This window comes from Nonomuraea sp. B12E4 (assembly GCF_039871825.1).
Classification (GTDB): domain Bacteria; phylum Actinomycetota; class Actinomycetes; order Streptosporangiales; family Streptosporangiaceae; genus Nonomuraea.
Genome location: NZ_JBDPME010000002.1, coordinates 233481 through 246525, shown reverse-complemented (window position 1 = coordinate 246525; position 13045 = coordinate 233481). Strand labels below are relative to the sequence as shown.

Annotated in this window: 11 protein-coding genes; 7 read left to right on the top strand and 4 right to left on the bottom strand. The window is 71.9% G+C overall.

Annotated elements, in window-relative coordinates:
- Positions 1-74: 74 nt before the first annotated feature.
- From ABGB18_RS06930 to ABGB18_RS06915, 4 genes are read right to left on the bottom strand one after another with little or no spacing between them, the layout of a single operon-like run.
- The gene (locus tag ABGB18_RS06930) at positions 75-857 is read right to left on the bottom strand and encodes an ABC transporter ATP-binding protein (RefSeq protein WP_347694519.1); all 783 of its coding nucleotides are present in this window, start codon (positions 855-857) and stop codon (positions 75-77) included.
- Positions 858-2645: a branched-chain amino acid ABC transporter ATP-binding protein/permease gene (locus tag ABGB18_RS06925; protein ID WP_347694518.1), complete on the bottom strand. Its 1788-nt coding sequence runs from the start codon at positions 2643-2645 to the stop codon at positions 858-860. It abuts the gene before it with no gap.
- Complete coding sequence (locus ABGB18_RS06920; RefSeq protein ID WP_347694517.1) at positions 2642-3520, bottom strand: branched-chain amino acid ABC transporter permease; 879 nt, start codon at positions 3518-3520, stop codon at positions 2642-2644. The genes ABGB18_RS06925 and ABGB18_RS06920 overlap by 4 nt, the downstream gene beginning before the upstream one ends.
- Positions 3521-3523: 3 nt before the next feature.
- Positions 3524-4771, bottom strand: a complete 1248-nt coding sequence (locus ABGB18_RS06915; protein WP_347694516.1) for an amino acid ABC transporter substrate-binding protein — start codon at positions 4769-4771, stop codon at positions 3524-3526.
- 142 nt (positions 4772-4913) lie between these two features.
- Here ABGB18_RS06915 and ABGB18_RS06910 point away from each other — a divergent pair, with 142 nt between their 5' ends.
- From ABGB18_RS06910 to ABGB18_RS06880, 7 genes are all read left to right on the top strand, one after another.
- Positions 4914-5771 carry a hypothetical protein gene (locus ABGB18_RS06910; protein WP_347694515.1) on the top strand — a complete coding sequence of 286 codons (858 nt, stop codon included), beginning with the start codon at positions 4914-4916 and terminating at the stop codon, positions 5769-5771.
- A gap of 66 nt (positions 5772-5837) precedes the next feature.
- On the top strand, positions 5838-6983 hold the full coding sequence (locus ABGB18_RS06905; protein ID WP_347694514.1) for a LacI family DNA-binding transcriptional regulator: 1146 nt from the start codon (positions 5838-5840) through the stop codon (positions 6981-6983).
- A gap of 133 nt (positions 6984-7116) precedes the next feature.
- Complete coding sequence (locus ABGB18_RS06900; protein WP_347694513.1) at positions 7117-7839, top strand: TetR/AcrR family transcriptional regulator; 723 nt, start codon at positions 7117-7119, stop codon at positions 7837-7839.
- 249 nt (positions 7840-8088) lie between these two features.
- Entirely contained in the window at positions 8089-9459 is a 1371-nt protein-coding gene (locus ABGB18_RS06895; protein ID WP_347694512.1) for an APC family permease, read from the top strand.
- A 17-nt stretch (positions 9460-9476) separates the two neighbouring features.
- Positions 9477-10106, top strand: a complete 630-nt coding sequence (locus ABGB18_RS06890) for a GPP34 family phosphoprotein (RefSeq protein ID WP_347694511.1) — start codon at positions 9477-9479, stop codon at positions 10104-10106.
- 90 nt (positions 10107-10196) lie between these two features.
- Positions 10197-11456: a lamin tail domain-containing protein gene (locus ABGB18_RS06885; RefSeq protein WP_347694510.1), complete on the top strand. Its 1260-nt coding sequence runs from the start codon at positions 10197-10199 to the stop codon at positions 11454-11456.
- Positions 11457-12154: 698 nt separating this feature from the next.
- Complete coding sequence (locus ABGB18_RS06880; RefSeq protein ID WP_347694509.1) at positions 12155-12895, top strand: hypothetical protein; 741 nt, start codon at positions 12155-12157, stop codon at positions 12893-12895.
- Positions 12896-13045: the final 150 nt, after the last annotated feature.

The window sequence follows — 13045 nt, the reverse complement described above, 5'->3', positions numbered from 1 at the left end:
TCGCCTTTCGCAAGCCGCTGGGCCGGCCAGTCGGCGGTGTACGGACGGTGCCGGGGCGCCGGAGTCGAAGGCGGTCACGCCGTTGGTGGTGAACCGAGGCCCCCGGTGTGCGACGGGCTCGTCCAAGGTGAATCACCTGCCTTAGTCGGGCTGCCGCCCAGGTAGAGCGACGCGATCTCGGGGTTGTCCCGGACTGCCGCGGCCGTGCCGGTGAGGCGTACCCTGCCGCCCTCCATGACCACGCCGTGCGTGGCCAGCCCCAGCCCGAGCCGTACGTTCTGCTCGACCAGCAGCACGGTGGTGCCCGCCCGGTTGAGCTCGTGGATGACCTCGGCGACCCCGGCCAGCCCGCGCGGGTCCAGGCCGAGCGACGGCTCGTCGAGCAGGATCAGCCGCGGGTCGAGCATGAGGCAGCGGGCGATCTCGACCATCCGCCGCTGGCCGCCGCTGAGGTTGCCGGCGTGGTCGCGGGCGCGGTCGGCGACGATGGGCAGCCGCTGCTTGACCTGGTCGAGGCGCTCACGCAGGAGCCTGCGGTCCTTGCGGATCAGGTAGCCGCCCATGAGCACGTTCTCCTGCACGGACATGGCGGGGAACAGCGCGTGCGACTGCGGCACCTGGGCGATGCCCCGGCGCAGGATCTCGTCCGGTGGGCGGCCGCCGATGGGCGCGCCGTCCATCCGGATCTCGCCTCCGGTCGGGGCGAGCAGGCCGCTGATGACGCGGAGCACGGTGGACTTGCCGGCGCCGTTGGGGCCGACCACGCAGGTGATCGTGCGCTCGGCGCACTCCAGGTCGACGCCCTGGAGCACGCTGCCCCCGCCGTACCCCGCGACGACCGCCTTGAGCTGCAGCATCTATCTCACCGCCGGAGTCCAGTCGTGGCCGAGGTAGGCCTCCAGCACCGCCGGGTCCCGGCGCACGCCGCGCGGCGGGCCCTCGGCGATGACCCGGCCGCCGGCGAGCACGGCGACCGGGTCGCACAGGTCCAGCACGAGCGGGATGTTGTGCTCGACGACGAGGAAGGTGACGCCGTTCGCGTTCAGCTCGCGGATCACCTCGGTGATGCGGTCGAGCATGCTCGGGTTCACGCCGCCCGCGGGCTCGTCGAGCAGGATCAGCTCGGGTCCGAGCATGAGGACCTGGGCCAGCTCGACCAGCTTCTGCTGCCCGTACGACAGCGCGCCCGCCCGCTGCTCGGCGAAGCGCCCGAGGCCGACGAGGTCGAGCAGTTCGCGGGCGCGTTCGGCCTCGTGGCCACGTACGGCGTCGGACCACATGGTGCGCCAGCGGGAGTCGGCCAGCGGCGCGACCACGTTCTCGCGCACGGTCATCTCCTTGAACAGCCGGGTCACCTGGTACGACCGGCCGAGTCCGAGGTGGCAGCGGCGCCACGGCCGCAGCCCGTCGATGCGCCGCCCGTCGAGCCAGATCTCCCCGGAGTCGGCCGGCAGCCCGCCGGTGACCAGGTTGAACAGCGTGGTCTTGCCGGAGCCGTTGGGCCCGATCAGCGCCGTGATCGTGCCCCGGCGCACGTCCAGCGAGACGCCGTCGACCGCGGTGAGCCCGCCGAAGCGCTTGGTCACGCCGCGGATCGACAGCAGCGCCTCGCCGGACTCCGGCTGCAGCGCCTCGCCCGGCTCCGGGGGCGGCACCCGCTCGCGTACGGCGCGCACCGCGGGCTGCTCGATGTACTCCACCGGCGCCGGATGCCGCCGGCGCCACCACGCCTCGGCGGTCGGCAGGATGCCCTTGGGCAGGAACAGCACGACGAGCACGAGCGCGCCGCCGAACAGCAGCACCCGCGACTGCACGCCGCCGGCGTACACCGTGGCCGCCTCGCTGACCAGGTTGACGATGAAGGCCCCGAGCACGGGGCCGTAGAGCGTGCCGCGCCCGCCGGCCAGCGCCGCTAGCACGATCGTGACGCTGCCGAGGATCGCGAAGGAGCCGACGGGGTTGATGAAGGTCAGGTAGTAGGCGTAGACGCCGCCGGCCATCCCGATGAAGAAGGCGCTGGCCGCGTACGCCGTGACCTTGAACCGGGTGGTGTTCACCCCGATGGAGGCCGCCTTGCCCTCGTCCTCCCTGATCGCGACCAGCCCGGTGCCGAACTTGGTGCGCCTGATCCACGCGCTGAACAGCACCGTCAGCACCAGCAGCAGCAGAAAGGCGTAGTAGAAGGGGATGTTCTGGAAGTCGCGGTGCCAGAACGGCAGCTCCAGCGTGATCCCGTCCGAGCCGTGTGTGAGGCCCCGGAGGTTCACCGCGATGATCTGGGCGGCCAGCAGCATCGCGATCGTGATGATGACGAACGCGTGGCCGCGGGTCCTGAGCACGACCGTGCCGAGCAGCAGCGCGATCACCGTCGCGGTCACCCCGCCCAGCGGCGCCACCCACAGCGGGTTGACGCCCCGCTCCACGGCCAGGATCCCCACGGTGTACGACCCCAGCCCCAGGAACATGCCGTGCCCGAGGGAGATGTAGCCGGCGTACCCGGAGATGATGTTCCAGCTCGTCGCCTGGACGGCGAGCAGGAACCCGAGCAGCAGCACCCCCTGCGGGTAGGGCTGCCAGGGGTTGACCACAGGATAGAGCAGCAGCACGACCAGGCAGGCCGCCGCCACCAGATGGGCGCGCTTCATGCGACGTCCTCCCTGAGCCGGGCCCCGAACAGGCCCTGCGGCCTGACCAGCAGCACCGCCATGATCACCAGGTAGAACACCAGCGTGGACCAGCCCAGCGAGCCGTACGTCGCGGTCAGCGTCTCGGCCAGCCCGAGGATGACCGCGCCCGCCACCGCGCCCGGCAGGCTGCCGAGCCCGCCGAGCACGACGATGCCGAGCAGCCGCGAGATCCACTCGTAGTGCGAAGCGGGGAAGAACGGATACAGCACCGACAGGATGGACCCGCCCACCCCGGCCGTGGCGCTGCCGATCGCGAACGCCAGCGCCGCCGTGCCCGCCGCGCTCACCCCCACCAGCGCCGCCCCGGCCGGGTTCTGCGTGGCCGCCCTGATCGCCCGCCCGGTCCACGTCCGGTTGAGCACGTGGTACAGGACGCCCAGCACCCCCGCCGCCGCCAGGAACCCGAACACCTGCGCCTTCGGCAGCGAGATCGAGGCCACCCGGAAGGACTCCTCGAAGTACGGCGGGGTGGCCGACTTGAACTTGTTGCCCGCGGTGAGGTTCAGCACCCCCTCGATGACCAGCGCCAACCCGAACGTCAGCAGCACCGACATCGACGGCGACGACCCGCGGAGGCGCACGATCAGCAGCCGGAACGTCAGCCACCCGAAGCCGAACATCATCGGCGTGGTCACCAGCGACGCCACGATCGGGTCGATCCCGGTCCGGTTCCAGAGCCACCAGGTCACCATCGCCACCAGCACCAGGAAGGCGCCCTGCGCCACGTTGATGATCCGCATCACGCCGAAGATCAGCGTCAGCCCGGCGGCCATGAGGGCGTAGACCCCGCCGATCAGCAGGCCCAGCGCGACCGCCTGGATGAGGTGGGCCATCGCTCACTTCCAGCCGGGTTTGGGGTTCACCACGGTCCTGGTCGTCGCCAGCTCGGGTGGGCCGACCACCTCGACCTTGCCGGACTGCCACTGGGCCAGCAGGAAGCTGCCCTTCGGCTCGCCGTTGGCCGCCCAGCTCAGCGGGCCGAGCAGGGTCTGCACGGTGTTGGCGTGCAGCCAGTCCCTGAGCTTGTCCTGGTCGATCGCGCCGACCGCCTCGACGGCGGCCTGCAGCACCTGCGCGGCGGCGAACGCGTCCGCCGCGTCCTCGGCGGGCGAGGCGTCGTACGCCTTCCGGTACGCGGCCACGAACTCGGCGTTGAGCGGCGTGGTCGCCTTCTCGTTCCAGCTCACCGTGTAGAAGACGCCTTCGGTGTTGGCCACGCCCACGCCCTCGCTGTACTGGCCGGCGTTGCTGGGCGCGGAGGTCTGGAAGAGCATCCTGGGCGAGAAGCCGAGCTGTTTGAGCGCGCGTACCAGCCCGACGCCGTCCTCGAAGACCGCGCCCTGGGCGACCAGGTCGGGCTTCCTGCCGGCCAGGGTGCCGGCCACGCTCTGGAAGTTCGTGGTGTCGGCCGGGTAGAGCTCGCTGTAGACGGTTTCGACGCCCAGGGCTTCGAGCTGCTCCTGCATCGACTTGATCACCGGGTGCGCGAAGGGGTCGTCCTGGCTGGGGTACGCGGCCGTCTTGGGCCGCTCGGCCGCCGGCAGGGACTTGACCCAGTTCACGAACACGTCGGCCTGGCGCGGCGCGGTGGCGGGCTGGGCGAAGAACAGGTATTTGAAGCCGCGGGTGAACATGTCGGGCGCGCCGCCGGCCGGCTCCACGAACACCATGCGGTTCTTCTCGGCCACGGCGGAGGCGGGGTAGTTCAGGAGTGAGGAGAACGTGCCGAGCAGCAGGTCCACCCTGTCCTGCGTGATCAGCTTGGTGTAGTCGGCTACCACGGTGTCCTGGCTGCTCGCGTCATCGACGATCTTGAGCTCGACCTGCCGGCCCAGGACACCCCCCTTGGCGTTCACCATGTCGCGCCAGATCTCGTAACCGCGCTTGGCCTCGCTGCCCGGCTGGGCGAAGTCACCGGTCAGCGGGAGGGAGACGCCGATGACGATGGGCCTGGCGGTCTGGCCCGCCGCGGTCTCCGACGGGCGCTGCCCGCAGGCCGCCAGTGCCAGCGCGGCCACCAGGGCCAGGGTCATGGTCAGGGTTGGGACACGTCGGGCGGGTGGTCTGGGGGGTTGTGCGGTCATGAGCCCTCCTTCGACGAGCCTCTCTGCCGCGTGCCGCTCGTTCCCCGCAAACGATTGCGCTGGCTTGGAGCATCCGTTTCAATGCAGTTACTGTCAAGAGCCAATCTTGGCTGACGCAAACGAATGCAGGCGGGAGGCCGCGATGACGCGACGTCTGGTGGTGGGGGCGTTCAGCCCGTCCGTGGTCCTGCGGACCGGCCGCCGGCTCGGCCTGCTCGGGTGCGAAGTCGCCGAGGAGCCGGTGCCGTCGTCGCCGGCCCAGTTCCGCTCGCTGCTGGACGGCGCCATCGACGCCGCGCTGACCAGCCCGGACAACGTGCTCGCCTACCGGTTCGTACCGGACAACCCGCTCGGCAGGACCGCCGACGTGCGGATCGTCTCCGCCGTGGACCGCGGCCTCGGCCTGGCCCTGTACGCCCGTCCCGGCGTGACCTCGGCGGCGGACCTGAAGGGCGAGCTGGTCGGCGTGGACGTGCCCGACTCGGGGTTCGCGTTCGCGCTCTACGGCGTGCTCGACGGGCTCGGCCTGCGGCCCGGCGACTACGGGCTGGCCACGCTCGGCTCCACCCCACGCCGCCTGGACGCGCTGCTCACCGGCCGCTGCGCGGCGACCATGCTGAACGCGGGGTCCGACCTGCGCGCGGAGGACGCGGGGGCGGTGCGGCTGGCCGGCGTGCCGCGCCCGTACCTGGGGACGGTGGTGTGCTCGGTGGGCGCCGACCCGGCCGTCCGGGCCCTGGCCGGCGACCTGCGCGAGACCGCCCGCGCGATCCTGCGGCGCGAGGCGGACGACGTCGTCGTCGAGGAGGCCATGACGGCGCTGAACCTCCCGCGCGCCGCCGCGGCACGCTACCTTGACCGGTTGACGGATCCCGACGCGGGCCTCGTCACCGACGGCCACGCCGACGCGCCCTCGCTCGCCACGGTCATAGACCTGCGGCGGCGCTACGGTACGGCCCCCGACGGAGACCTGCTCACGCGCGGCCTCCTCGACACGTGAGGCGAGCAGCCTCCTCGATCGGGAGGCGAGCGCGGCCGATGACGACCCAGGAGGAGAGCGCGGCCCATGACCCACCCCAACCGGCTGCCGGCCCCGACGCTGCGCGACGTCGCCGAGGCCGCCGGGGTGCACACCGCCACGGCCTCGCGCGCCCTGAACCCCAAGACCCGCCAGCAGATCAGCGCCGAGACCGCGCGCCGTGTCATGCGGGCCGCGCAGGCCCTCGGCTACCAGCCCAACTCGGCCGCGCGCAGCCTGAAGACCTCCCGCTCCAGCACCGTGGGCCTGGTCATCCCCGACCTCACCAACCCGCTGTTCCCGCCGATCGTGCGCGGCGTGGAGAGCGTGCTGGAGTCGGACGGCTACAACGTGTGGATCGTCAACACCGACAACGACGAGGACCGCGAGCGCGCCAAGATCGAGTCGCTGCGCTCCCGCCAGGTCGAGGGCCTCATCATCGCCACCGCCCAGCTGGAGCACCCCCTGCTCCGGCGGCTCCACGAGCAGGGCGTCACCATGGTCCTGATCAACCGCCAGGTGGAGAACCTGTCCGTCCCCGCGGTCACGGGCGATGACGCCACGGGCGTGGCGGCGGCCGTACGCCACCTGGCCGGCCTCGGCCACACCCGGATCGCCCACCTTTCGGGGCCGCTGTCCACCTCCACCGGCCGGGTGCGCTCGCAGGCCTTCCGGCACGCCGTACGCGATCTCGGCCTGCCCGGCGACCTGACGGTGGAGTGCGGCCACTGGAGCGAGGCCGACGGCGCCGCCGCCATGCGCGCGCTCCTGGCGCGGACCACCGACTTCACGGCGGTCGTGGCCGGGAACGACCTCATCGCGCTGGGCTGCTACGACGTGTTCGCCGAGCGTGGCCTGTCCTGCCCGGACGACGTCAGCGTCATCGGTTTCAACGACATGCCCTTCCTGGACAAGCTCCGCCCGCCGCTGACGACGGTCGCGGTGCCGCACCACGAGCTGGGGGCGGAGGCGGCGCGCATGCTCCTGGCCTGCATCGACGAGCCGGACCGCCCGGCCCGCTCCGTCCTGCTCCCCGCCTCGCTGATGGTCCGGGGATCCACCGCCGCGCCCCGCACGCCGCGCCGCGCAGGCTCGGTTCCGGGGGGCACGCGGGGCACGGGGACCGCACGGGTTCCGGGGAACTCGGCGGCCACCATGCCCGCGGCCGGGGGCCGCCCCCACACCAGGCAGTGAGGCGGCCACCGCGGCGGGAGAAACACTCGGGGTCGTCTGGCCTGAGCCAGCCGATTTCATCTACCCGCACGTGCCCGGCGCATTCCAGGTGCGGCGTGCGCAGGTGCGTACGCCGTGCGCTAGGGTGATCCGCATGTCAGCAGACGAGCAGCCGATCCCCTCGGTGTGGGCGCGACCGCGCCGGGAGCGGGAGCAACCGGCGCTGAGCCGGGAGCACATCGTGGCCGAGGCCGTTCGGCTGCTCGACGAGGAGGGCACCGAGGCCCTGAGCATGCGCCGCCTGGGCAGCCGGCTCAACGCCGGGGCCACCTCGCTCTACCGGCACGTGGCCAGCAAGGACGAGCTGTTCGAGCTGGCCGTGGACGCGATCTACGGCGAGTTGCCGCCGCCCGGCCCGGCCGCCGCCGGCTGGCGGGAGTCGGCCGGCGACGTCGCCCGCGGCCTGCGCGCGACCATCCTGCGCCATCCCTGGATCGCCGCCAAGCTCGCCGAGGTGGGCCTGGCCTTCCTCGGGCCCAACGCGCTGCGCCATTCCGAGCACCTGCTCGGTCTCTTCGAGGCGGCCGGGTTCCCGCCCGCGGAGGCCGACCAGGCGATGAGCACGCTCGTCGCCTACGTGCTCGGCGTCTCGACCAGCGAGGCCGCCTGGCTGTCCATGATCGCCCGCAGCGGCGGCAGCCAGCGGGAGTGGACCGAACGCCTGTGGCCCGCCGCCGAGCGGGCCGTCCAGGACTATCCGAGGCTGCGCGCCCGGTACGCGGCGCAGCGGGGCGACGACCCGGCCCGCTCCAACGAGGACTCCTTCGAATACGGCCTCCAGCGGGTGCTCGACGGCCTCCAAACCCGCCTCCCCTGACCCCGGCACCACCTGACGAGGCCCCGGCGAACCCGGGCGACACCTCGCGGCACGCCATCGGGCGGTCCATCGGCGGGGACCCAGCGACCCGCCGGGCGACATCCCGGCGGGACCGGGCGGGACCGGGCGGCGCCTTGGCGGTCGGAGGTGCGGGTAGGGGTGTGGCCGGTCTTGCGACGCGGGGGCGCGCTGCGGCAGGATCGCCCATCGAACCCCCGGCACCTGCATGGCGACTTGGAGAGATCTGTCGTGCGCACGCGAGAGAACATCGAGCAGTTCGGATACCGGCAGGAGTTACGCCGCGGGGTCGGTCTCACCGACCTCGTGTCCTACGGTCTGGTCCTCATGGTGCCGATCGCGCCCTTCGCGATCTTCGGCCTCGTCTACTCCCGCTCCGGCGGCATGCCGGTCCTGGCCTACCTCGTCGGTATGGTCGTGCTGCTCTTCACCGCCGCGTCCTACGCGCAGATGATCAAGGCGTTCCCCCTGTCGGGTTCGGTCTACAACTACGCCGGGCGCGGCATCGCCCCGCCGGTCGGCTTCCTGACCGGATGGATGATCCTGCTGGACTACGTTCTCGCCCCGAGCCTGCTGTACCTCGTCGCGTCCCTCGCCATGCACTCCAGCCTGCCGCAGGTGCCCGTCTGGGCCTGGCTGGTCGCGTTCGTACTGATCAACATGGTGATCAACCTGCGTGGCATCAGGGTGACCGTCAAGCTGACCCGAGCGTTGATCACCGGCGAGCTGATCGTGCTCGCGGCGTTCCTCGGGGTCGGCGGGTGGGCGCTGCTGCAGGGCCAGGGACGCGGCTTCAGCCTCACTCCGCTGTTCGATCCTGAGACGTTCTCCTGGCCGGTCGTCTTCGCCGCGGTCTCCGTGGCGGTGCTGTCGTTCCTCGGCTTCGACGGGATCAGCATGCTCGTCGAGGAGTCCACCGGCGGCTCGGCCCAGGTGGGCCGGGCCATGCGGGTGGCGCTGGTGCTGGCCGGGGTGCTGTTCGTGGCGCAGGTCTGGGTGGCCGCCCTGCTCGTGCCGGACCCCGCCGGGCTGCTGGCCGAGGACAGCGGCACCGCGTTCTACGACGTCGCGGCCGTCGCGGGCGGCGAGTGGCTCAGGCACGTCACCACGACCGCCACCGCGCTCTCGTGGGGACTGGCCAACACCCTGGTCGCCCAGGTGGCCGTGTCTCGCCTGCTCTACGCCATGGCGCGCGACCGCCAGTTGCCGTCGTTCCTGGCCAAGGTGTCGGTCCGGCACTCGGTCCCGGCCAACGCCATCGTGCTGGTCTCGCTGCTGTCGGTGGGGGCCGGGCTCTGGACGTCCACCCGCGCCGACGGCGTGGACCTGCTCACGAGCCTGGTCAACATGGGGGCCATGGTGGCGTTCGTGATGCTGCACGCGTCGGTCATCGTGCACTACTCGCTCCGGCTCGGCTCCGACGACATGTGGTCGCATCTGATCGCGCCGCTGATCGGGATGGGCGTCCTGGTCTTCGTCGTGATCAACGCCAACCTCCTGGCGCAGGTGGCCGGCCTCATCTGGCTGGGCCTCGGCGCGCTGGTGCTGACCGGCCTGTACGCCACGGGCCGCCGGCCGAGCATGCCCTCCCGACGCGTGTAGCGAGCAAAGGACCCCCCATGACCCTGCCGCTCCACCACGACCTGTACCTCATCGCCCACGACCAGTCCGGCAAACCGCTGATCCACCAGTCGTCGATGGAGCTGGGACTGACCGGGGCCGTGCTGCTGGACGCGACGCTCGGCGGCCAGGCGGTCGTCGTGAAGGGCCGGGCCGCCGCCCGTGGCCACGTCCGTACCGGCGACACGATCGCCGACGGCCTGACCGGTCTCCTCGCGCGCGCCCCGGTCGACGTCAGGACCCTGATCAAGCGGGCCTCAGCCGGGATGTACGAGCGCGTCCGCGACGCCCTGGTCACCTCCGGCGTGCTGGTACGGGTGAGCGGGCGGCGCCTGGGCATGCTGCCGTACACGCGTTATCGCCCGGCCGACATCGCCTCCGTCGTCCGGGCCTCGGCGTGCGTGCGCTCGGCGGTCGAGGGATGGAAGCCGCCGGACGCGCGGTGCGCCGCGCTGTGCGGGCTGGTGGCGGTGCTGCGGGTGGAGAAGGAGCTCTATCTCGACCAGCCGGCGAGCCGGTTGGTGGGCCGCCTGCGCCAGATCGCCGCGGACGGCTCGCCCGCGATCGGAGAGGTGACCACGGTCGTGGACACACTGGTCGGAGAGGCCGCCGTCGCCGTCTATCGGTGATGTGCCGCGACACATGGACGATGCCCCCGACGCGAGTTACGCTCCGCTGGCTTGAGTTCACGCTGTTTCGCGTAGATGGGGGGCAATTCAATGAGTTACACGCTGTTACGCGGCACTTTTGTGATTCGCTACCCGGATCTCCCCCGGCAGGGGCCCGAGCCCGACGGTGACACCGTCAAGTTCCTGCCCGACTCTCCGGCCCTGGTCGAGGGGCTGCCCCGGCGCTCCGGCCGGCCGCCGAACATCAACCACCGCGGCATCTCCGTACGGCTGGAGGCCGTGGACGCGCTGGAGACCCACTTCGAGGAGACCCACCAGGAGCCGGCCGGAGCCAACGCGGCGCGGGACGAGCTGCTGCGGCTGCTCGGCTTCACGAACGTACGCTTCTGGGACGACCTCCCCAACAAGGTGCGCTCCGCCGACCAGGACTCCGTCCGCGGCCACGTGCTCACCAACGGGATCGACGCGAACGGGCGGCTGATCGCGTTCGTCTACGCCGGGGACCACACGGGGCCCGACGGGGCCACGGTGTTCCTGGACCCGCCACTGGTGGACGCGTCTGTGAACGCCACGCTGATGGCGGCCGGGCTGGTCTATCCGGCGTTCTACGCGACGCTGCCCGCCGAGTTGCGCACGCACCTGGCGGGGGTGTCGCAGGCGGCCAGGGCCAAGGCGCTGCCCACCGGCATCTGGCCGCGCGCGACCGCCGACCCGGACGGCCCGGCCGAGATCGCCGACCTGGACGCGGCCGAGCAACTGGTGATCTGGCCGAAACTGTTCCGGCGCATCGTGCCGTACCTGGCGGCCGGGTTCACCGACTTCGACGGCTTCGACGCCTGGCTGCGGGCCGACGCGGTCAACCGGGACGACGAGCTGTTCCTGATCGACAGGCTCGAACGGGGCAACCTGCACGACGTGGTCAAGGGGGCCGGGCGGCAACTCCAGCTCACGACCTGGCCGGAGGAGTTCATCATCAGCCCCGACCCGGCCTCGCCGGGCACGCCCACCCAGCCGCCGCTCGCCGCCGCCGGGGACCTGCTGATCGTCGCCGCCCTGCCGGACCCGTCGGGTGCGGACGGCGGCAACGAAACCGTCACCCTCCTGAACGTCACCTCCACCGGCATCGACCTCACGGGCTGGGCCCTCTCGGACGCCGCCGGCGGCCGCAAGGCGCTGACCGGCACGATCGAAGGCGGGGCCACCCTGCGGGTGCCGCTGGACGCGAAGGTGCAGCTCGGCAACCGGGGCGACACCATCATCCTGGTGGACCGCGGAGGCACGTTCATCGACCGGGTGACGTACAAGCCGGACCAGGTCAAGGCGGGCAGCACCATCTGCTTCGGCCGCTGACCACGCCGCCCCGGCCGCCGATCCGGCCGGGGGGCTCCGTCCGCGAACCCGAGCAGCCACCTCCGGCCGGGGCGGCTCCGTCCCGGCCGTCCGGCGAATCCCGAGCCGGGCTCAGGTCCGTGCCGCGGTGCGGGCCCTGACTCTTTCCTACCGTTTTCACGTGCGAACCGAACCGATGGGCGAGTATTACGTCAGAGGTAGGTTGTCAGCAAATAGTCTCGTTCACAGCAGGGAGAACGAAGAGCTGTCCGAGAGTCCATAAATAGATGATTTGTCCCAATATCCTTGGATTTTTCCGGGAGGGTGCATTGGTGCACGGATCGGGCTCCAACCGCCTCTGCGAGCGCTGCGGATCCCACGTCGGCAACCTCCCCCAGTGTCCTCGCTGCCGGGCCCCCGTCCCCCACCCGCCCACAGCTCCTCCCCCGAACCCCCGGCCAGCCGACGGGCCCCACTCCGCAGGACCGCACTCCCCCACGGGCCGTCCATACGCCCAGGTGTGGCCGCCTCCCGCGGCACCTCACCCCAGGGAAACGCCGCCCCGCGCCAGGCCCTACGGCGCCGGAGCGCCATCCACCTTCGAGCCCTTCGTGGCCGCGCCGCCCCCGCCCACCGGACCCTCACCGGCGACGGGTGACGGCTGGGACCCGGAGCCCTCCACGCTGCGGGCGCGCCCCCCGGCCTGGCGGCGTCCATCGGTGCTCTTCAGTCTGGCCGCCGCCACCTTCGCCCTCGCCCTCACCTGGTGGTTCGTCGCCGTCCGCCCGGCCCCGGCGAACGAGGCCGCCCAGTCGCGGCAGGGCCAGGCACCAGTGCTCGCCACCACCGGCCCGCAGCAGGGCGACGGCGCATCGGGCGCGGTCACGGACGAGACGTCTCCCGACCCGACCACCGACGCGGAATCTCCTGGTACGACCACCGACCCGGCATCCCCCGCCCCGGAAACGAACGAGACCCCTCCGGAGACCGACGAGGCCCCGGACCGGGCCGGGCCGGCCGCCGCCCGGCAGGCCCAGGACATGAACAAGCTGCTGTCCAGCAGCAGCTCCGCCCGTTCCAGCCTCTCCCTCGCCATCGCGAGCACCAGCAGGTGCGAGCCGGACGGGGTGGACACCATCCAGGAGATCACCGCCAGCCGCCGCGACCAGCTCGCCGCCGCCAAGGATCTCTCGGTGACCGCTCTGGCGGGTGGCGCGGAGCTCAAGGACGCCCTGGTGGACGCCCTGTCCGCCTCCTACGACGCCGACGCCGCGTTCCTCACCTGGGCACGGCAGCACGTCAGTGAGGACTGCGCGGGAGAGATCACCGAGGACCGCGACTACCGGCGCGGCCTGGACAGGTCCGAGACCGCGCAGACGGCCAAGCGCCGGTTCGCCGAGGCGTGGCGTCCCATCGCGGAAACGTACGATCTTCCCGCCTGGAAGCCCAGCCAGATCTGACCCTCGCACGGGCGGCATTTCCGCCATATCCGCATAAAACAGATTTACCCGCGAATTGTTGCGCATCCGCGCCCGGGCCGGCCTGCGCGGCACCGCCTGCCTCGCCTCGATGGACCTGAGCGACTTCGTGGCGATGCGCAGGCAGATGCT

Excerpts from the sequence above, each read along its gene's own strand:
- ABGB18_RS06885 (WP_347694510.1), top strand. The coding sequence starts at position 10,197 with ATGAGTTACACGCTGTTACGCGGCACTTTTGTGATTCGCTACCCGGAT.
- ABGB18_RS06915 (WP_347694516.1), bottom strand. The coding sequence starts at position 4,771 with ATGACCGCACAACCCCCCAGACCACCCGCCCGACGTGTCCCAACCCTG.
- ABGB18_RS06890 (WP_347694511.1), top strand. The coding sequence starts at position 9,477 with ATGACCCTGCCGCTCCACCACGACCTGTACCTCATCGCCCACGACCAG.
- ABGB18_RS06905 (WP_347694514.1), top strand. The coding sequence starts at position 5,838 with ATGACCCACCCCAACCGGCTGCCGGCCCCGACGCTGCGCGACGTCGCC.
- ABGB18_RS06920 (WP_347694517.1), bottom strand. The coding sequence starts at position 3,520 with ATGGCCCACCTCATCCAGGCGGTCGCGCTGGGCCTGCTGATCGGCGGG.
- ABGB18_RS06910 (WP_347694515.1), top strand. The coding sequence starts at position 4,914 with ATGACGCGACGTCTGGTGGTGGGGGCGTTCAGCCCGTCCGTGGTCCTG.
- ABGB18_RS06925 (WP_347694518.1), bottom strand. The coding sequence starts at position 2,645 with ATGAAGCGCGCCCATCTGGTGGCGGCGGCCTGCCTGGTCGTGCTGCTG.
- ABGB18_RS06930 (WP_347694519.1), bottom strand. The coding sequence starts at position 857 with ATGCTGCAGCTCAAGGCGGTCGTCGCGGGGTACGGCGGGGGCAGCGTG.
- ABGB18_RS06900 (WP_347694513.1), top strand. The coding sequence starts at position 7,117 with ATGTCAGCAGACGAGCAGCCGATCCCCTCGGTGTGGGCGCGACCGCGC.